General features: G+C 42.4%; 17 protein-coding genes. 11 read left to right on the plus strand and 6 right to left on the minus strand.

The window, feature by feature from the left end:
* Positions 1-2: 2 nt before the first annotated feature.
* A complete protein-coding gene (locus HDC92_RS15885) occupies positions 3-2,771 on the plus strand; it encodes a tetratricopeptide repeat protein (protein ID WP_183875907.1) in 2,769 nt (922 codons plus the stop codon).
* Between the two features lie 3 nt (positions 2,772-2,774).
* A complete protein-coding gene (locus HDC92_RS15890; RefSeq protein WP_183875909.1) occupies positions 2,775-4,661 on the plus strand; it encodes a hypothetical protein in 1,887 nt (628 codons plus the stop codon).
* A gap of 16 nt (positions 4,662-4,677) precedes the next feature.
* Here the strand turns inward: HDC92_RS15890 and HDC92_RS15895 are convergent, their stop codons facing one another.
* Entirely contained in the window at positions 4,678-5,325 is a 648-nt protein-coding gene (locus HDC92_RS15895; RefSeq protein ID WP_183875911.1) for an NAD-dependent epimerase/dehydratase family protein, read from the minus strand.
* 131 nt (positions 5,326-5,456) lie between these two features.
* On the opposite strand from HDC92_RS15895, the gene HDC92_RS15900 reads away from it, so the two are divergent.
* Positions 5,457-6,335 (plus strand): serine hydrolase, encoded by an 879-nt coding sequence (locus HDC92_RS15900; RefSeq protein WP_015808910.1) that lies wholly within the window; start codon positions 5,457-5,459, stop codon positions 6,333-6,335.
* A gap of 57 nt (positions 6,336-6,392) precedes the next feature.
* Here the strand turns inward: HDC92_RS15900 and HDC92_RS15905 are convergent, their stop codons facing one another.
* Both HDC92_RS15905 and HDC92_RS15910 read right to left on the minus strand, forming a co-directional pair.
* A complete protein-coding gene (locus tag HDC92_RS15905; RefSeq protein WP_183875913.1) occupies positions 6,393-6,926 on the minus strand; it encodes an outer membrane beta-barrel protein in 534 nt (177 codons plus the stop codon).
* A gap of 21 nt (positions 6,927-6,947) precedes the next feature.
* Positions 6,948-7,700 (minus strand): hypothetical protein, encoded by a 753-nt coding sequence (locus HDC92_RS15910; RefSeq protein ID WP_015808908.1) that lies wholly within the window; start codon positions 7,698-7,700, stop codon positions 6,948-6,950.
* Positions 7,701-7,797: 97 nt separating this feature from the next.
* On the opposite strand from HDC92_RS15910, the gene HDC92_RS15915 reads away from it, so the two are divergent.
* The 6 genes from HDC92_RS15915 to HDC92_RS15940 all read left to right on the plus strand — a co-directional run bounded on the left by HDC92_RS15915 (position 7,798) and on the right by HDC92_RS15940 (position 14,920).
* Positions 7,798-8,967: a helix-turn-helix domain-containing protein gene (locus HDC92_RS15915; protein ID WP_183875915.1), complete on the plus strand. Its 1,170-nt coding sequence runs from the start codon at positions 7,798-7,800 to the stop codon at positions 8,965-8,967.
* A gap of 6 nt (positions 8,968-8,973) precedes the next feature.
* Positions 8,974-9,846, plus strand: coding sequence for a hypothetical protein (locus tag HDC92_RS15920; RefSeq protein WP_183875917.1), 873 nt, complete (start codon positions 8,974-8,976; stop codon positions 9,844-9,846).
* An 87-nt stretch (positions 9,847-9,933) separates the two neighbouring features.
* Entirely contained in the window at positions 9,934-10,443 is a 510-nt protein-coding gene (locus HDC92_RS15925) for an ExbD/TolR family protein (RefSeq protein ID WP_183875919.1), read from the plus strand.
* 102 nt (positions 10,444-10,545) lie between these two features.
* Positions 10,546-11,172: an RNA polymerase sigma-70 factor gene (locus tag HDC92_RS15930; RefSeq protein WP_255484553.1), complete on the plus strand. Its 627-nt coding sequence runs from the start codon at positions 10,546-10,548 to the stop codon at positions 11,170-11,172.
* A 55-nt stretch (positions 11,173-11,227) separates the two neighbouring features.
* Positions 11,228-12,262 carry a FecR family protein gene (locus HDC92_RS15935; RefSeq protein ID WP_183875921.1) on the plus strand — a complete coding sequence of 345 codons (1,035 nt, stop codon included), beginning with the start codon at positions 11,228-11,230 and terminating at the stop codon, positions 12,260-12,262.
* A gap of 6 nt (positions 12,263-12,268) precedes the next feature.
* Positions 12,269-14,920: an outer membrane beta-barrel family protein gene (locus HDC92_RS15940; RefSeq protein ID WP_183875923.1), complete on the plus strand. Its 2,652-nt coding sequence runs from the start codon at positions 12,269-12,271 to the stop codon at positions 14,918-14,920.
* Here HDC92_RS15940 and HDC92_RS15945 read toward each other — a convergent pair.
* The 3 genes from HDC92_RS15945 to HDC92_RS15955 all read right to left on the minus strand — a co-directional run bounded on the left by HDC92_RS15945 (position 14,917) and on the right by HDC92_RS15955 (position 17,394).
* Positions 14,917-15,378: a GtrA family protein gene (locus HDC92_RS15945; RefSeq protein WP_015808901.1), complete on the minus strand. Its 462-nt coding sequence runs from the start codon at positions 15,376-15,378 to the stop codon at positions 14,917-14,919. The genes HDC92_RS15940 and HDC92_RS15945 overlap by 4 nt on opposite strands.
* Complete coding sequence (locus HDC92_RS15950) at positions 15,378-16,103, minus strand: CDP-alcohol phosphatidyltransferase family protein (RefSeq protein WP_015808900.1); 726 nt, start codon at positions 16,101-16,103, stop codon at positions 15,378-15,380. The genes HDC92_RS15945 and HDC92_RS15950 overlap by 1 nt, the downstream gene beginning before the upstream one ends.
* Before the next feature lie 100 nt (positions 16,104-16,203).
* Positions 16,204-17,394 (minus strand): metallophosphoesterase, encoded by a 1,191-nt coding sequence (locus tag HDC92_RS15955; RefSeq protein ID WP_183875925.1) that lies wholly within the window; start codon positions 17,392-17,394, stop codon positions 16,204-16,206.
* A gap of 697 nt (positions 17,395-18,091) precedes the next feature.
* Between HDC92_RS15955 and HDC92_RS15960 the strand changes: the two genes are divergently transcribed.
* Complete coding sequence (locus tag HDC92_RS15960; protein ID WP_183875928.1) at positions 18,092-20,185, plus strand: HEPN domain-containing protein; 2,094 nt, start codon at positions 18,092-18,094, stop codon at positions 20,183-20,185.
* Complete coding sequence (gene cobA / locus HDC92_RS15965; protein ID WP_015808897.1) at positions 20,182-20,973, plus strand: uroporphyrinogen-III C-methyltransferase; 792 nt, start codon at positions 20,182-20,184, stop codon at positions 20,971-20,973. Before HDC92_RS15960 ends, cobA begins: the two co-directional genes overlap by 4 nt.
* Positions 20,974-20,978: the final 5 nt, after the last annotated feature.

Below are 20,978 nucleotides of genomic sequence, written 5' to 3' on the forward strand. Positions count from 1 at the left end.
CGATGAAGTTAAAAAGAATAATAGTGTTTTTTTCGGGAATTGCACTTGCTTTTGCTGCCTGTACTGCAGATTCCGGTAACACCAGTTATCTGTACGATATGGGAACCGACAGCTCTGCCGTAGCCCCGGGCTATATTGCCGTTCATCCGGGTGCCATGTACACTGAAAAAGCCGGTTATGGCTGGGTAAACAAGCCAACTGGTGCTTTTGATACCCTTGCCGGTAAATGGAACAACGACCTTAACCGGGATGGAGTTTTGGGTAAGGACAGTCTGATTTTCATGGCAGACGTTCCCAATGGAACTTATCTTTTAACACTTACCCTGGGCAACAATAAAGAAAATCCTTTAAATCAGTCGGTTTATTTTAACGGAGGTTTGATTGCTGATAGTGTGATTACACCCTGGTACCGCATCCCCATTAAAAGTGTAAACAAGCAAATCACCATCAGCAACGGAAAAGCTGTGGTTAAAATCAGTTCAAATACTTTAATTGCGGTGCAGAATATTGAATTCAGGCCTATAGGCCGGCAAAATATCAGCACAGCTACCGGCTTTGAGCAAGATACTACAGCAGCGAAGCAAACAGGGGGGGATTTTGCAGCCAAATACTTAAAGGCTGCTTATTATTACGACCTGGGTGCATGGTCAAGGTCTGCTAAAACTTCCGGTATCAATTTTACTTTTCGCATGTACCTTGCTGCAGATATGCTGGAACAGATTGCAGCCTCAGAAAATGATCCCCTTTACGATAAAGCCATTTACCTGCTGGCAAAAATCCATTACTGGCTGAACCGGGAAGATTATGACCCTTACCACGACGCCGAGGCTAAAAAATATTTTACCATACTTAAAACGAAATATCCGGATGCAGACCTGATCAAAATGTACCTGGGTGAAAAGATCCCTTTTGAAGTTGCAAATAACGTGGACCTGAAAGCTGCACCGCAATGGGCTGTTAACCAGCACGAGGCCATGCAGCGGATGCTAAAAGTGATTTACTGGTGGGTAAATGAAAAACAGGAAGCCAATGGGGAACTGGGCGGAAAATATGGGGACGATGTAGAAATTTTGCGCTGGTGGCTGCCCGCAATTTTGGGCGCCGATGATGCCATTGCAAAAAAAGGTTATATGCGCCTGGCAGATGGGGTTTGGAACAGCGGTATCCTGGAACGGGGCTTTGCCAAAAAGATAGACGATGTTGAACATTCCGCCGAACTGTTCAGGGATACTCATCCTTCCATGTTTATGATCCGTTATGGCGATCCGGAATACATAGAGCGCTGCCTGATCAGTATGCAGAATTTTGGAAAGGTGTGGACAGGTCTTACACCATCCGGTCACCGTCATTTTAAGTCATGTTACCTTTCTGCAACAGCAGTATTGGAACAGGCCCCCATGAACGTAGACGTGCCTTTAAATGCCAGGGCAGTTTTGCCGGGTTTATGGGCAGCCTGGTATAACCGGAACCCTACCCTGATCAAATTGTTCAGCGAATGGGGGAATGCCTGGGTAGCGGATGCCGCAAGGGCCACAAATGGCAAGCCTGCAGGAATTATGCCTGCAGCAATTGCTTTTGCTAATGATGGAATAGGGACATATACCGGCAAATGGTACGATCCAGGGCTGGCTTACGATTACTATAAATGGGAAAGCCTGGGCCACATTAATGAAATGCATGCCCAACTGATCGGTATGTATGGGCTCACCAAAAATACAGCTTTTCTGAAACCTGTTGATTTCTGTTATGACCTGATGCTGGCAGCAAAACAAGAAAAGCTGCCAAAAAAACCTGAACAGGGTTCGCTGGACTGGGTAAAACAGGTATTGCTGAAAGGAGGGGTAGATAAAGGCGACTCCGATAACCCCATGGCCGATGTATTTGCTATGGCCGGCCAGGTAAGACACAGCAATAAATATGACCAGCTTATTGCCGAGCATGGAAATCCTTACAACAAATACCTCATCAGTAAGGATATGAAAAATATCCATCGTGGATTTGAGGAAGTATTGGGTTCGTTGAAGTACAACTTTCCCCTTTTAACCAGTGAGGTTAAATATACTGACCGGGTCTATGTGCCGGGTAGCGACCTGCTGTTTGGTATGTATACAGGACATTTCGGTTCGGGCTATGAGTACCCTTCGACAGTGGCTACCTGGAAGAATACCGGACCGGATATGGGGATATTTGTGCGTGGCGGTAATGCTGTATCGGCCAGGATTTCTCTGTACAACTTTGGGGTTGCCCGTACTGTAACCATGCAAACCTGGCTGCTGGAACCCGGTGTATACAGATTGACAACAGGTACTGATAGCAATGACGACGGAGAAATAGATGCGGATAGAACCGAGCGTACGCTTGTCCTAAAAGAAAGGGTGAACCAGGTACAATTACAGGTGCCTTCTAAAATACTTCAGGCAGTGTTTATTGAGCAGCTGAAAGCAGGCCCGAAAACAGATCAGGCTGCGGATCCCGCACTTTCCAGTCGCGATATTTCGGTTAGCCAGGATACAGTTACCGTTAAAGTCCATAACGTAGGAAATGTGAAGGCCAGAAACATCAGGGTTGAGCTCTGGAACGCAAGAGAGAAGATCGGCATGCATACCATAGCTGATATTGAAGCACCGAACGATCTTAACCCACGCTTTAAAACCGTCAGCTTTAAGCTTCCTGCGGGTAAAACAGTGTCGGAACTCTCTGTTAAAATATTTACAGACCAGCCCGAAATCACTACCTTAAACAATACGGCATCTTATCATTTAAACAGGTAAAACATGAAAGTGTATAAGCTACGGGCGTTTCTAGTGTTACTGCTGGCAGGTTTTACTTCATCAGTAAGCCATGCGCAGACTGTAAATCTTAAGCAGGAATATGCCTCTACATTGATTAAGCTGGCTGATGTGTTGCTGGACCATCAGTTGAAAGATAAAAAGGATCCTGGTTTTGGGGCACTGAAATGTGATTATGATGGGGTATTGCATACCCGTGCTTCGGAAGCGATATATCCCTTTGCCCTTAGTTATAAAATTACGGGCGAAACTAAGTATCTGGAAGCTGCAATACGTACCGGCAACTGGCTGATCAGACAGCAGGAGCAAAACGGCAGCTGGAAAGAAACACCCGAGGAATGGACGGGCACCACTACCGATCAGGTTTTAATGCTGATGCTGGCTTATGATCATATCGCTGCAAAATTGAGCACCAAGGAAAAGGCCAGCTGGCATCTGGCCATACAAAAAGCTGCCGGTTATTTATACAGGGTAATGACACCTGAGTTTGCCAGCATCAATTATGTAGCCACTACCTGTTCCACACTGGCTAAAGCAGGTCTTTTTTTAAAGGATGAAAAGTATATAAAAAAGGCAACTGAGCTTGCACACCGTACCATTTCAAAAATGGATGAAGATGGCTTTTTAAATGGGGAGGGGGGGCGTAACTATACCAGTAAACTGGGGGCCGACCTGGGTTACAGCATGGAAATGTCTTTATGGGGCCTGGGCTTTTATGCAAAGCTGACCGGTGATACTTTAGTAAATAATACGGTTAAACATGCCCTCAAAAGTCATCTTTATTTTATTTATCCGGATGGCTCGCTTGACAATTCCTGGGGCATCCGTTCCAATAAGTGGACTACTTATGGTGGTGCTACTTCTGATGGCTGTCAGGTTTTGTTCTCTTTGTATGCCGATGAAGATCCCAGGTATGGCATGGCTTCTTTAAAGAACCTGCAATATCTGCGCAAAAATATCCTTCCCAATGGCCTTATTGCTTATGGCCCGCAACACGAGGAAGTAATGGCCCATCCTCCATGCATTTATCCGAGCTTTACAAAGGCCAAAAACCTGGCCATGGCTTACGAGCTGGAAACACAACAGAACCGGGTGCTGGCAAGCTTGCCGACCGAGGCGACGGGCTGGTTAAAACAGTTTAAAACCGTAAATATAACCCAGGTCCGCACTGCAAATTTTATGGCAACCATTACAGCTTACGGCTATAAGGATTATAAAGCCGGGGCAAAAAGTAAATATATGTACCGTCCGGCAGGCGGAACCATTTCTAATTTATGGGTAAAGGACCATGGCTATTTAACGGCTTCCAGTGTGACAGCATATTCCAGGCCAGAGCCCATGAGTTTTCCTGAAGCGCCAGGTGTCAAATCCTTAACGCCAAGAATAGAATTTACAGATAGCCTGGGGTATTTTACCAACCTCTTTGAGTTTGACTGCAGGATGGAAGCGGGGCAGGTTGGCAGCAATGAATTTGAAGTTAATGTTGCAGGTGAGCTAAAGGATAAAAACTGGCTGGCTGCCGGGGTTGGATATACCATCAATTATCTGTTTTCAGATACGGCCCTGGTAAAAACCATAAACCTGGTTTATCATGATGCCCGGCCGGTTATAAAGATCATTGAGCCGATTGTCAATTATAAGGGCACAGTATTTACAAAAGTTGATGACCGTACGGTTTTAATTGACGCAGGGAGCAGAAAGTTCAGGTTTAAGCTACTTTCTGAGCATGCGGTGCTCCAGATGGGAGGAGACGCGGCACACTACTGGGCACCCTATCCGGCTTTAAAGGCTTATCCTTTGGAACTGGAACTGAAGCCTGTTGCAGGTAGTTTTAAACAGGAGATCAGGTATGAGATTTCAATAGTGAAGTAAAAAATGATTTCAGCGCTTAGTTTCCCGCCAATTCCCTGATGTCTGCTATTTCCAGTATCTGTTTTGTATACCCTTTCAGTACTGCATTGATCATCGCCTGGCCAACCTGTTTAAGGGTTAAGCATTGCTTAGGGAACAGAAGGGGGAATATTAAAATGATGGGTTTTAAAATGGCCTTTACGTTTTTCTGGCCCTTAAAAGGTTTCATCAACCCGGGTCTGAAATTATATGCTCCTTTAAAAGGGAGTTTCATTAATGCATTTTCTGTTTTTCCTTTTACCCGGGCCCACATAACTTTACCGTTTTCAGAACTGTCGGTACTGCTTCCTGAAACAAAAGTGAATACCATACCAGGGTTCAGGGCTGCCAGTTTATTTGCAAAAGCCAGTGTAGTATCGTAAGTGATATGGGTATACTGTTCCTCGTTCATCCCGATTGAACTGATCCCTGCACAGTAAAAGCAGGCGTCATAACCGCTCAGGCTGCTGGCATATGGTTCCGGTTTAGTAAAATCGGGCACAATCAATTCTTCCAGTTTAGGGTGTGCTACCGGCGATGCCTTCCGGTTTACCATCAGGACTTTGCTGACTGCAGGGTTTTCCAGGCATTCGAGTAAAACACCTTCACCTACCATACCAGTTGCGCCGGTTAAGATTACTTTCATTTTCTATTGATTTTAATGTGGTATTCCGTATACTAAAGTGTCATTATTTATACGATAAATGATGATACAAAATTATTATTAACCGTATATTTCCATCAATATTTTAAAACCTAAACCCTGCTTTAGCCCAAATGAAACAAATACTTATTGCTTTACTGTTATTCCCGGTGCTTGCTTTCGCCCAGCAAATCAAAACAGACCATAAACTAGAAAAAGAACTCAATACCCTGATCAGTGGTTTTAAAGGTACGGTAGGTATTTATACCATGAACCTTAAAACAGGTAAACAGGCCGGTATCTATACTGACAGTATTTTTCCTACAGCCAGTATTGTTAAAGTGCCCATCCTGATTGGATTGTTCGATAAAATCGAAAAAGGGGAGCTCAGTTACCATCAGCCTTTAATGTACCGGGATTCTATCAAGTATGGGGGCTCAGGGATTATGCAGTTCTTTAAGGACAGCTCGGCAACTGAACTGAGTGTGCTGGCCAATTTAATGATGACCTATAGCGACAATACCACCTCTTTATGGAACCAGCGTTTGGCTGGCGGGGGCGCGCGCATTAACGAAGTCCTGGAACAATATGGTTTTAAAGATACACGTGTAAACTCCCGTACAAAGGGCCGGGAAGCGATCTGGAAAATATACGGATGGGGGCAAACCACACCACGTGAGATGGCCACTTTGCTGGTAAAGATCCGCAAAGGTGAAATCATCAGTAAAGCTGCCAGTGAGAGAATGTACAGATTGATGACCAAGGGCTATTACGATGAAAACGCCCTGGCACAAATACCACCTTATGTACAGGCCGCGGCTAAAAGTGGTGCGGTAAATGAATCCCGCTCTGAAGTGGTACTGGTAAATGCACCGCATGGTGATTATGTGTTTTATGTAGGTACAAAAAACATAAAAGACCAGAGCTGGACACCCGATAATGAAGCCGAACAGCTGATCCGTAAGGTATCGGCACTATTATGGAAATATTATGAGCCTGCGGGGCTTCGATAAGCCTTTGATACTCCTTTTTAACACTTAAGTGTTAAAAAGGAGTGAATCAGTTCAGCTTTAAAAATTAAATCCTATCCTGGTTCCGAAAAAACCGGCGTTCTCAAAAGCTTCATACCTGATGCCGATGTCGAAACCACCCAGCTGCAACCCAACCCCAGGTGCATAAGTAAAAGAACTGGAACCTTTGGTGCTTTGTATCTTGTCTTCAGCATCCGTATAAAACACACGGAGGGAGCTTAAGCCAATTTCGCCCATGGCATAAAAAACAGGGGTTATCATGTATTTTCCACCCAGTTTTACAGGAATGTCCAGCGCAGCTTTGGCATCAGAATTTTTGATGTCTTTAGGAATAAAGGCAATGGCACCCGAAGCCAGGGTGATGCCAATTTCTGGTGTAACATTGTATTGGGCTCTTAAGGTTAAGCCGGCACCAATGCTATAGCCATCTTTTAAGCCCTTACCTGGTAAAGCACCTTCCAGGCCAAGGCCTATCCTGAATTTTCTGAAGCTTCCGGTGCTGGTGTTTTGTGCGTTGCTACTTAAAATGCCTGTAAAGGCCATTACGATCATTAATGTAAGTCGTTTCATCATCTTGGTTGTTTGGTTAATTGTTTATAATGTTCTTTTTGCACTCCAGGTGCCACTATTGTCCGATCCCTTATAGGTTCCTTTGATCTCATCGTTGCTAAAAGTGCCCTTAACGGTAGTTTCCGGACCGCAATCGCAGTTGATCACTGTGCCGGTTATGGTTCCGGAAACAACTGTCGAGCTGTTGGAAGCCGCATCTCTCGACAGGCCAATCCAGGTATTTGTTTTGCTGGAAACGATCACATTTAAGCTGCCGGATTGTTTTGCCCCTGAGTTTTTAACGCCTTCGGTACTGCCTTCGTAACATTTGATCAGATTGTCTGAAGTTTCTTTGACCAACTGGAAAAAGATGGACGGATGGTCGGGAATGTTAAAGGAGCCTGCTGCAGGTGAGCCGCCATTGGCCGCTACTGTGAACCTGAAACTGTAGGTCTTACTGTTGCTGACAGCAGTAAAATCAGCTACCAAAGGTTGTCCGTTAGTCCACACCGCAGTCGAGGTAAAATTAATGGTCAGCCCGTCAAGCACCATGGTGGCCTGCATACCAGTCCCGTTGTTCATGATGTCGATACTGATTACACCTGTCGACCCCATAACAACCCCTTTGTATACCCCTTTGCTGAGGCTGTTGTTCTCGACCTTAGCATCAGGTATTGTTTTACAGCTGGTACAGGTAAAGCCAGGTGTTTCTTTTTTACTTTTTTTACATCCGTAAAAGTTCGTCGACAGTACGAACAGGAATAAAATTGCCGGTAGTTTTTTGTAATAGTGTTTCATGTTTTTTTTTTTTGTTTGAGCAAACAACCGGATAATCCGTTGACAAAAAGTTCCACTTTATAAGGTGAAACCTATTTTTTATCTATAGTATTGTAGTATGGCAATCCAGAACCTTGACTATTCCTATTATCTGTCATTATTTTGCTGCCTGCACCTTTGGTTGCTGTGTTTATTTCTGTTCTTTAAAAAGAACCGAAGCATTGCCGATCAGATCCTTGCCTTGTTCCTGCTGGGTTTTTCTTTTATCCATGTGCAGCACCTTGTACTTCAAAAAGGGTACTTAAATGAAATTCCATACCTGGATCCGGTTATGGGGATTGTCCTGTCGGCACTGGGCCCTTTATTTTATTTTTATGTGAGGGCCATGACGGGGGAACGGGAACTGTTAAAAAAATCAAGACCACACTGGCTTATTTTAATTCCATCTGTGATAAACCTGATTTTTCTGATGCTTACTAAAAAAGCAGGGGAATTGCATAATTATTATTATGCAGATACCAGGGGCGAAACAAAATATACACTTGTTAACCTTTTGCTGCTAATGGGGATGACGGCTTACCTGCTCTTTTACCTTATTGCATCCATACGTGTACTAAACCGGCATACCGCTGGCATTAAAGCTTCTTATTCCAATGTAAAACGCCTGCAGCTGGGCTGGCTTAAAGATTTGATTGTCATATTAATGGTGTTTAGCTGTATCATTGCACCGGTAACTATCCTCATTGCAGATACCAAGGTGAGCCAGTTGAGCATAGCCTATTTCAGTACCTTCATTTACTTTATCATTGTATACAAGTCATTAAATTATTCTGTGGTATTTGCCCCGTTGGCCCTGTCGGAAGACCTGCCCCTAGCCTCCGAACCGGAGCTGCCACTGCCGGTTACAGAGCGCTACCAGAAATCGGCCTTATCTCCTGCACAGGTAGAAGAGTATGGGCATACGATAGAGATATTCCTGGTATCTAATAAGCTGCTTTTTGATGAAGACCTGTCGCTCAGACAGATGGCCGATGTATTAAAACTATCGCCACATGTATTGTCGGAAGTTATTAACCGTTATTACAATAAAAGCTTTTTTGATCTGATCAATTCATTCAGGATTGAAGAAGCCAAAAAGCAGTTAAGGAATATCAACGAACTGAACATCACCATTGAAGGCATTGGTTATAACTGTGGTTTCGGGTCAAAAACTACATTTTACAGGGCTTTTAAAAAGCATACCGGACATACACCTACAGGCTATGTGACCCAAAATAGCATAACCTGATTACAAATGAATATAAAACAACTGATCCCTGTACTTTTCTTTTTCCTGATGCTGAGTGGTTTTTCGGGTAACGCCCAGTATTTAAAACTGCCAAAACGTCCTGTAAATGCCTTATCCGGATCTGCATTTGCCACTGCTATCCGCGACGCTTCACTTTCTCCCGCCGCCCGTGAACAGCGGATATTAGCAGAAGTAGAAAGCGGTAATGTGCCAGTATTTTACCGTAATTTTTTACCAGTTACGGACAGCCTTGTCATTGAAGATAAATTATTCCTGATCAAATATTTTGTAGCCCCAGACTACCTGGTTGTGGGTTCGGACAGCGATTATTTCTATTGCCCTTTAACGGTATCGGCAGCACAAAGGATAGCAGATAAACTTAAATGTTCACTTCCTACCCGAAAAATGTCTGACCGCATTTATCAATCGGCTGATGTTAAACTAAGTCCGGAACCCATCCCACCTTCTATGCAGATGATCACTGTTCCGGTATTTGAAGAGCACAACAGGCTGCTGCATCAGCAACTGGAAAGGATGGGAGCAAAGCCAGGTAAACTTATTGCAGGAAACAAAAAGGATGTAGTGCTGTCCAATCAGATCATAGCCCGTAACGGAACGCCAAGAGTAGTGATTTACGGCTGGCATAAACCAGATGGGAAAGCAATTCAGCCCCTCTACAATGGGCATAAATACGATTGGGTTGATTATAGTCATGGTATCAGGCTGATACAAAATAAGGTATACCTGAATGGTAGCCAAACTACTCTTAAAAAAATATTGAAGTCAGACAAATTTCATGGATTGTTGTCTGACGAGGGTGTCATTGACCAGAGCTTTTTACGGATTCTATTGAATAATAAAAATAAGCTTTTAAAATGATATGGAAATTTAATGCAAGCCGCATCATCTGTTTAAATCATCAATTATTAAACCCTATTTGCCTTTGGCGATGTTAAAAAACAGATTATGGCAGAATTGACCACCTCCAGAAAAGCAGCTCCTAAAGTAGATCTGACCGCAATGGTAGATCTTGCTTTCCTGCTCATTACTTTTTTTATGCTGACCACCTCGCTTTCTAAGCCTATAGCGATGGACATTGCCAAGCCAGATGAACCAGAAGATGGTTACCAGCAGCCTGTACCGGCCTCCAGGACTATGACCATTTTGCTCGGAAAAGACAATAAAGTGGCCTGGTATATGGGTGAGGCTGGTAAAAGCAGGCCCAATATTGAAGAGATTGCACAAATCAGAAAATCGATTGTTAGGAACAGGGATCTGGTTGCTTTAAACAACAATAACGATGCAAAAAAAACGCTTTTCATTATTGTAAAGCCAACTGCAGGAGCCAATTATAAAAATTTTGTAGATATAATGGACGAGCTGAAGATTGCAAAGATCACAGCGGCCCCTGCCATAGATGATGATCATATTACCGACGAGGAGCAAAGATTTATGAAAGAACACCGGATCCTTTAAAATATTTATTCTGTATAAATTTATCTCCGAATAAGTATATCTTCAAACTTTGGTGTCCTTAACAAGGATACCAAAGTTTTTATAAAGGAGACAAAATTACCGATGCAGAAGCCGGAGCGATCAATATTGATGCTGTTTAAAGAAATCCACGAAGGAATGGAAACAGCCTTTAACGAACTTTTTTTAGCTTATTATGATCGGCTGGTTGCTTTTTCTGTTCAATACGTAAAGCAGCAGGAATGTGCGGAAGAAATCACTTCAGAACTATTTGTGAAGCTCTGGCTCAGACGAAACGCCCTGTCCGATATTTTAAACCCGGAAGTTTACCTGTATGTCGCTGTCAAAAATGCTTCACTAAACTACCTTCGTGGAGATAAAAAGAATAATAGGGCTTTGTTTGACGGGATAGAAAAAGCGGATATATTGCCGTTTGGTGATTACCATAGTCCGGAACTGGAAACAAAAGAGCTGACCCGTAAACTGGATGAGGCCATCGCTGCTTTACCTGAGCAGCGCAGGATGATTTTCCGGCTGATCAAAGAAGATGGACTGAAGTGCAGGGAGGTGGCCCGGATATTAAATATTTCTGTACGGACGGTTGAAAACCAAATGTACAAGGCCGTAAAAAACCTGGCAGATGCGATAAGCCCTTACCTGGGCTATCATCCTCAAAAAAAGATCAGCAAAAAACAAGCATTCTCCAACCTGCCACTTTTATTTTTTTTATAAAGCAGTAAGTAGTTTGTTTAACCAGTGTGTCTTTAAGGCATAAGACCATTGAATCATGATGAAACAATACTTTCTGAAGCTGTTAAGTAAAAGACTTAGCGGAGAAATATCTCCTGAAGAAGATGTAAAATTACAGGAGGCAATTGAACAGGAACCCGATTTTAAGCAGACCGCTACAGCATTGACCCGATATTTTGAAAACAAAAATGTCAGCGCTAGAAACAGTGTGTATACAGTAGATAAATTAATAAAGACCCGGGATAGGATTGTCCTTGCAGAAAATCAGGGTTTTGTGCCAAAGTACAATCATTCGGAAGTGATAAAGAGAGGTTTTTCAGGTTTATCCCTGCTAAAAATTGCTGCCATCTTTCTGGTATTGCTGGGTAGTACTTTTATAACTTATCATTTTTTGAACAGGACACAGCCTTTAAAGTTCGATACTTTAAATACTACGGCTGATAAGGTATTTAAAACGCTCGACGATGGTACCAAAGTATATTTAAACCGGGGCTCATCTATCAGGTACAACCAGGGTTTTGGAAAGGAAAAAAGGGAAATATTTTTGGATGGGGAGGCTTTTTTTGACGTCGCTAAAAATAAGGCCATACCTCTTTTTATACATGTCCGTAACCTCAATATTGAAGTAAAAGGGACTGCTTTTAATGTAAATGCTGATCAGAAAAAACATAGTGTAGAGATTTCCCTGCTTAGGGGACTTATAGAAATTACCAGTATCCTGGATAAAGACAGCAGGGTTTTGCTGAAGCCAAATGAAAAACTGATAGCGGCAGCACAGCTTAGCCCTGCTGGTACAGGATTTAAGGTCATCAGCATGGCTGCAGAGAAACAGCTGCAGGAAATTAAATGGACACAGGACTCGCTGATGTTTAAAAAGGAAAAATTAAAAGACCTGGTGCTTCGTCTTGAAAAGAAATATGATGTTAAAATAGAAATCAGGAAAGAAGAATTAAAGGACAAAAGGTTTAGTGGTGCTTTTGCTGCCGAAGGCCTGAAAGAAGCACTTGAAGCCCTGAAACTTTCCTATCCCTTTACCTACATCATCAGTGATAAACTGGTCATTCTCAAATAAGTGAAGATGAAGAGATTTATTCAAATGACGATGATGCTGATGGTGTTCAGTTACTTTAGCGGGCAGGCACAGAGCCGTAAAATATCTATATCATCAAATAAGCTGCCACTGACCAGAATTTTGGAGCAGATAGAAAAAGAATGTACTTACAGCATTGTGTACAGCAATGAGGTGATACCGGATACCGTGCTGGTTACAGTGAATGTAAAAAGAATTTCTGTTGCAGAACTGTTAGATAAGATTTTACCTGAAAAACAGCTTTTTTATAAAATGATGTCTGAACGTATGCTGGTGATTGGCAGTAACCGTACAGTGAGATTGCCAGTTGAAGAGGCAGAAAATAAAATAACCTTATCCGGAAGGATTACCGATCAGAAAAAAAATGTCCTGGCTTTTGCATCCGTTGGATTGTTGCAGGGGCTTAGCTATGTTGGGGGCAGCATCAGCAATGATAATGGGGTTTTTCAGCTAAGTTATCCTTTTAAGACACAGGTAAAATATACAATTAAGATATCTTCTATAGGTTATCAGCCACTATCGGTGGATTTTGTTTACCCTGATACTGTTGCGCTTAAAAATCTCTTGTTAAAAGAAGAACAGCATACACTGAATACCGTAAGTATTACAGCCGCCCGGCCGCTGATTGAAAGAAAAACCGACCGCTATATTGTAAATGTAGAGGGGAGTGCACTGGCAGATGGGAATACCGGTTTAGAGGTCTTACAGAAATCGCCAGGTATCTGGGTAAACAGTGAAGGGGCCATAAAGATCAAGGGCAATCAGTCGGTAATGGTAATGATCAACGACGTAGTGCAGCGCATGTCTGAAGAGGACCTGGCCCAATACCTGCGGACATTAAGGTCTGAAGACATTAAAAAAATAGAGATCATTTCAAATCCGCCTTCAGAGTTTGAGGCGGCGGGGGCGGGGGGAATTGTTCATATCGTTTTAAAAAAGGCCAGAATGGACGGCTTTGCAGGTCAGATCGGCACAGCTTATAAATATGGGAACAGACCTTTTTATGCAGGTGGCGCCTCGGCAGATTATAAAGTAAAAAATCTATATGCACAGGGTAATGTGTCATTGGTGAAAGATAAAAGTAATTACATTGGTGGAAGGGCCGATATTGTTTATCCGGATCAAAGTACTTACGCCGGAAGAACCGACAGGTATAACGATAACAGCAGGGACCAGTACCGCTTTGGGCTGGCTTACGACTTGTCTAAAAACCAGTTGATCGGTTTGCAGGTAATGGGTGCAGGGAGCGAAATGCTGCAGACTTTTAAAACAAGCATCCTGCTCAACAAACCTGCCGAACTGATTAGCGGCAATGCGCTGTCCGATTGGGTGCGCAGGCCTAAAAATACCGGGGCAACACTAAACTACCTGCTGCGGCTGGACAGTACCGGCTCTACGTTTAAAGTAATTGGCGATTATGTGCAGAGCAGCAAAACGGAGCTGAACGATTTTACTTCGCAGTATACCGATCCTTCAAGAAATTCGAGGTACAGGAACAATACGCCAAACCTGACCAAAATTTATTCGCTGCAGGCAGATTATACCAAGGTTTTGAACAGTAAGCTGGAGTTAAAAACAGGCCTTAAATATGTATCAGCAAAAAGGGACAATACCATATTGAGCGAAGATTTTATTGCAGATGAATGGGTAAAAAATACAGGTACAAGCAATCAGTTCATCTACGATGAGCACCTGTTGATGGCTTATGTTACATTGGAAAAAAACATTCATAAAACAAGTATTAAGCTGGGTTTAAGGGCTGAAGAAACTGATATGAAAGGAAATTCTATAACTTCCGGCCAAACTTTTTCGAGGAAATACCTGGGCTGGTTTCCAACTGCCTTCCTGGTGCAAAAGCTAAATGAAAAGACCGGAAGTGCAATTTATCTGAACTATTCGAGAAGGTTAAGACGGCCGCAATTTAATTATCTGAATCCTTACCGTTTGCAACTTAACGATTATGAAGTGATGACCGGAAACCCCGATCTGCTGCCTGAATATACCCATAAGATAGAGTTAGGCTATAATTTCTGGAATGGCTTTTCGGCCGATGTTTATTACAGCCGTACCGAAAATACCATTGCCCAGTTTGTAAATCCGATAGCCGACAACGTGATAGAGTACCAGCCAAGAAACTTTAACAACAGTTCTGATTATGGCATCACCCTGGATGCACCCGTTAAGCTTTTTAAATGGTGGACTACCAATAATTCAGTGGTTCTGTTTCACCTGGCCACCGAGATCAGTAATTTTAAAGTAGACCAGTACAGCGTTTATGCAAAGTCTATGCATACGATTACCTTAAAGCATCTTTTTGATTTTGATATGTTCGCCAACTATTCTTCTCCTTACGTAACTTCCAATTCAAAAATGGGCTATATTTTTTACTTGGATCTGGGCTTTACCAAAAAGCTGCTGGATAACCAGCTGAGGATGCGCTTATCCCTAACTGATATTTTTGATACATTTAAAGAGCAGGAGTATACGAATTATAAGGATACGAGGATCAGTTCCTATCAAAAAAGGCCTACAAGGACTATCGGCTTGTCTTTAAGCTATAGTTTTAGTTCCGGTAAAAAATTCAAAAATAAGAAGATAGAACAAAGTAACGAGGAGGAGAAAAACAGGATTGGCAATTAACCTGCATTGGTTTTGTCTGCGATTGTGCCATCCAGCTCCTTCAGTTCTTTCTCAGGATGTTTTCTAAACACCCAATAGGTTTGCAGTACATAATTGAAGCCGAGTGAAACGATGATATCTGTCATGATCCGGCTGATCTTATAATCAATATGGAGCCAGCTGGTAAATAAATAAGTACCTGATGATTTTAAGGCAATACTGCCGGCCACAACAAAGATGAATTTGACCAGTTGCATACCAACCGGGGAGTTGCTGGCCTGGTTGTCCTTAAAGGTCCAGTACCTGTTCAGGCTAAAGTTCCATACTGCACCGATGATACCGCCAATGACAATAGAAATGGTGTAATGAATGTGCAGCAGCTCTGTACAAAATATCATTACAGCGTAATCAATCAGCCCGCCTGTAAATGCTGAAACCTGTGCCTTGGCAAATACAAAAACGGATTTCTTTTTACTCATTAAGCTGCATTCTTTTTAGCCTTTCGTTCCAGGTTATCCCTGATGTCTCCAAGTTTTAAAAGTTTTCTGGTATCTACAATGTTGATGATGAAAAGGACAATGCAGATCCCACCTGCAAAATATTCTATCAAATGACCAAATGTCACTTCCAGGATAAGTATTAAAGCTAAAATTACCCTGATTTCCGTTGGGCCAACCAGTCCGGAATCTATACTGTAAATATCTGTTATTTTATACCTTAGCTGAGAAATGATCATTGCCCAGCCATACAAAACCACAAAAATAAAGGCAATCAGTTCATATTCGTTGCGGGCATATACCATATAGCCTAAACCGATCAGCACGGTACTTACCCAGTCCATAATGATATCCAGCGAAAAGCCATACCATTTACGGGGGATATTGCGGTAATAAGCTATGCGTCCATCCAATGAATCTCCAAACCAATTGATGGCCAGACCTGCTACACCCAGTAAAAGATAATTCCGCGTCAGATAAGTACTCAGGATAAAACCCATTAAAACCAATACAGAGCCAAAGGTGCCTGTAAAAGTGAGCATATTTGAAGAAATGTAGCTGGGAACTCTGGTAACGAGAAAAGAGATCGTCTTTTGTTCTGCTGAATTTAAAATGTTGGTTCTTTTTCTATCCTGAAATACTCTTTTTAAATCATCAGTATCAGCAGATGCGATCAAAGTTTCTTGTCTCAATTTGTTTTGTTCCATTAATGGCTTATCAATATACTTTTAAGTATACCTTGCAAAAGTATAGAATTTAAACAATTCAAATTCCTTTTTGTTGGAAAACAACCTTTCTATGATAAAATTATGTCCTGCTTTTTTTTAATTCTATGACCGTAATCTCTGGCCAGATGCCCACGCGCCCCGAAAAACCAAGAAAACCGAAACCCCTGTTGATATTCAGGAACCGGCCCTGGTAACTGGCAATACCGGCCCAATGGGCATATCTATATTTGACAGGACTCCATTTTATGCCAAAGGCCTCAATGCCAAACTGCATACCATGGGTATGGCCGGATAAAGTTAGGTGGACCTTTGAAGGTGATTTTTTTACTTCCGAGTCCCAATGGGTAGGATCATGGGAAAGCAGCACCTTAAAATCATAGGGGTCAACATTTGTGAGGGCCTTTTTAAGATCACCACGTTCGCCAAAGCCAAGTCCCCAGTTTTCTACACCGGCCAGAATGATCTTTTCGCCATGCTTATACAATTCTACATGTTCATCCAGTAGCAGTCTGAAACCCAGTTCGGCATGGTATGCTTTTAATTGTTGTAAATTGGCACGTTTTGTCTGCTCATTTTCCCATTTAATGTAATCGCCATAATCGTGGTTGCCCAATACAGAAAACTGGCCATAAGGTGCTTTGATCTGCGAAAAATGGCCTATCCATGGTTTAATTTCTTCTGCTTTATTGTTCACAAGGTCGCCCGTAAAAGCAAAAAGATCTGATTTCTGGGCCTTAATTAAATCGATGCCCTTTTGTACCGCTTTAGGGTTTTGAAAACTGCCTGCATGTATATCAGAGATTTGGGTGATGGTAAAGCCGTCAAAGCTTTGTGGCAGATCGTCAAAAAATAAAGTATGCTTGATTACCCGGTAAGCATATTTCCCCTTGATCATTCCATACAAAAATACCAATACGGTGAGTGCAAAAATGGCTGTCGCAAATTCAACCCAGTATAAATTTCTAGGTGTTCCCGAAAACAGGCGGTATACATCGCCTGTTAAAAGTACAATAGCAAAAAGCAGGGCTGCAGTAAGCCAGATCACGAAAGCATGCGTGGCAATTTTGAAAAATAAACCCATGCCCATGGTATTGATCCTGTTTATGGCCGCAATTAAAGATAGGGTAATAAGGGATACCGTTAGCCAGAAAACAAGGCTTAAAAGGGGGTTAAGGCTATATATAAGCAACCCTGATAATACATACCAGTTTAAAATGAAAAATAATATGGCTACAATGGCTATGGGTAACAGACTGATTTTTCGTTTCATTTGTCAATGTTAAATATAAAATTACAGCTTGGATGGCAAAGGGTTTGGCTTGTTACATTAAATGACATTAAGAAAATAAAAATAAGCCATTCTGCTCTGAGACTGGAACCTTTTGTCTTGAAGGAGACAAAAATTCCTATGTCTCCTTGCAGAAGGCATATTTTTTCCAAATTAAGAAGGCTAAGCATGGCGTGCCTTTTACTTATTCCAGACAGCCTGATGTACTAATACCCTCCCTTCGGGCTGTGTTCTGGCTTGCTTAACATTTGCTAAACACATGCTTAACCATTGCTTCAGTTTAGCGTCTGCCAACCCTTAACCAACCCTTTAGGGGATGTTTACCAACCCTTAGCCAATCCAAAAGGCATACCGAACACATACCTTTTCTACACTTGGTTAAAATTGAACCTGGAAAGTTTAACAGTACTGAATAAGTTTATATAGAATTAAGAAGTACTATATTTGCAGGATAAAATAAATAGCTGTAAATTAGTTTATTACAGGTTTTTTACAAAAGTATGTACTACTATTCCTGTATACTTTATATATTTGCTTTATGAACAAGACTAACAACAGCCCGATTTGCCTGAATGTGCCCTGCATGTTGAGGTAAGAATATGGACTGTTGAGATAAGATATTGAAGCTTCTCCAGTCTTAACCGGACAGAGAGGCTTTTTTTAAATAAGACCAATTAGTATGCAAAGTTTTAGGACAGAGTTAGAGAATCCTATTGTCGAAAAAGACATTATTGATCTGGAAAAAAAGATCAGGGCATTTCGCGAAGGTAAAATCCATGATGAAAAATTCAGAAGTCTGCGTCTGGCACGTGGAATTTACGGGCAAAGACAGCCGGGGGTTCAAATGATCCGCATTAAGTTGCCTTTTGGTAAGGTAACTTTTAAACAGATCCTGCGGATATCTGATGTGTCTGATAAATATGCGAGCAGGAACCTGCACCTGACCACCCGTCAGGATATCCAGATCCACTATGTGAGCCTGGACAGAACACCTGAGCTTTGGGAAGAACTGGAACAGGATGATGTAACGATCCGTGAAGCCTGTGGCAATACGGTACGGAACGTAACGTCTTCGCCGGATGCCGGAATCAGTTTGAATGAACCTTTTGATGTCTCGCCTTATGCGCATGCATTTTTCAGCTACTTTTTGCGCAACCCGATTTGTCAGGAAATGGGCAGGAAAATTAAATTTTCTTTTTCATCTGATGAGCGGGATACTGCTTTTAGTTATATCCACGATCTTGGATTCATTCCTAAAATAAACGAAAAAGGAGAGCGTGGCTTTAAGGTATTGTTAGGTGGTGGTTTAGGAGCGCAGCCCTTTCTGGCCGAGCTGGTACACGATTTTTTACATGAAGACCAGATTATTCCTTATGCTGAAGCGATGCTAAGGGTGTTTGACCGTTATGGAGAACGTACCAACCGCAATAAGGCCCGTTTAAAATATCTGGTGCAAAAACTGGGACTGGAAGAAGTATTAAGGTTAATTGAAGAAGAACGTACTGCGAATAAAGTTAAGTCTTTCAAAATAGATCGCGATGCGGTGCCACAGCCCACTGTGCCGGAACTGATCGATTATCCGGTTCTGGATGAGGTAAAAGAGAGCCTCGACTATAAGCACTGGCGGGCCACCAACGTAACCCCACAAAAACAGGAAGGTTTTTACGCTGTATATATTAAAGTGACAAAGGGTGATATCCCTACCGAAGATGCCCGTAAATTAATTGAGGCTATCCGCCCTTATGTGGCTGATGAGATCAGGGTTACACAAAATCAGGGACTAATGTTAAAGTTTGCCCGCGAAGCCGCTTTACCAGGATTATACGTTGCGTTAAAAGAACTTGGTTTTGCAAAGCCGGGTTTTGATAGTGTTGCTGATGTAACCACCTGCCCAGGAACGGATACCTGTAACCTGGGTATTTCCAATTCCATGTCGCTGTCGGTAGCCCTGGAGGAGGTGATCTATGAAGAATATCCGGAACTGATCTATGATAAAGACCTTAAAATTAAAATAAGTGGTTGCATGAATTCATGCGGGCAGCACGGACTGGCGCACATTGGTTTCCACGGAAGTTCTGTAAAAGCCAATGGTAAAGTGGTGCCTGCAGTGCAGGTAATGCTGGGTGGTGGTACAGTAGGTGATGGTGAAGGACGTGTAGCTGAAAGGGTAATTAAGGCCCCTTCTAAACGCGCTACCGATGTATTGAGGTACTTATTGAACGATTTTGCTGCCAATAGCCTGGACAATGAAAGTTTCCACGCTTATTATGACAGGCAGACTAAAGATTATTTTTACCAGCTGCTGAAACCGCTGGCCGACCTGAGCAATTTGAAAGATGAGGAATTTGTAGACTGGGGGCACGAAGAAACTTTTGTAACCGCCATTGGTGTGGGTGAATGTGCTGGTGTGGTAATTGACCTGGTAGCCACTTTGCTGCTGGAATCGGATGAGAAACTGGAATGGGCAAAGGCTTCTTATTCGGCTGGTGCCTGGGCTGATGCCATTTACCATACTTATGCGGTTTATGTAAGTGCAGCTAAAGCTTTATTGCTGGATAAGGGTGTAAACAGCAGTACCCAAATTGGCGTGATCAGGGAGTTTGATAACCATTACGTACAAACAGGAGAAGTAAAACTGGAAGGATCATTTAATGACCTGGTATTACAAATTAACAAAAATGAACCTACGGAAGCTTTTGCAACTGCCTATTTGAAGTCGCTGGAAGATTTTTATACAGGTATTAAATCGCAAAGAGAGGAAAAAGTGTCATGATCATCGAAAAAAAGATAAATAAAAGAGAACCGCGGATAACCCTTGTTGGCGCTGGTCCCGGTGATCCGGAACTGTTAACTATAAAGGGTGCCAATGCACTTAAATCTGCTGATGTGGTATTGTATGATGCACTGGTGAATGAGGGGGTGCTGGATTATGCCAATGCAGATGCCATTAAGGTATATGTGGGCAAAAGATCTGGTGAACATTCTTATGGTCAGGATGCGATCAATAAATTGATGATAGATTATGCACTGAACTATGGCCATGTGGTCAGGCTTAAAGGTGGTGACCCTTTTGTTTTTGGCAGAGGCTATGAAGAATTGGATTATGCTGCCGGCTATAGTATCCCGGTTTCGGTGATCCCTGGTTTATCCAGTTCTATTTCTGTGCCTGGATTGCAGCAGATTCCTGTTACACACAGAGGCCTGAGCGAAAGCTTTTGGGTGGTTACAGGTACGACAGCTTCCGGACATATTTCTAACGACTTGTATGAGGCCGCAAGGTCTAAAGCTACGGTGGTGGTATTGATGGGACTTGGTAAACTGAAAGAGATTGTTAAACTGTTTCAGAATGAAGGTAAAAATAAACTGCCGGTGGCTGCTATCCAAAGTGGTTCTACTGAAAATGAAAAACTTGCAGTTGGCATAGTGGATACCATTGTTGAACTGGTTGAAGAAAAGGGGATTAAAGCACCAGCTTTACTTGTTTTTGGTGAGGTGGTTTCTTTACATCCTTCATTTCAGCCCATCAGGGATTTTTATCAGGCATTAAAAGAAGAGATATAAGTCAG

Source organism: Pedobacter sp. AK017 (assembly GCF_014200825.1).
GTDB lineage: Bacteria > Bacteroidota > Bacteroidia > Sphingobacteriales > Sphingobacteriaceae > Pedobacter > Pedobacter heparinus.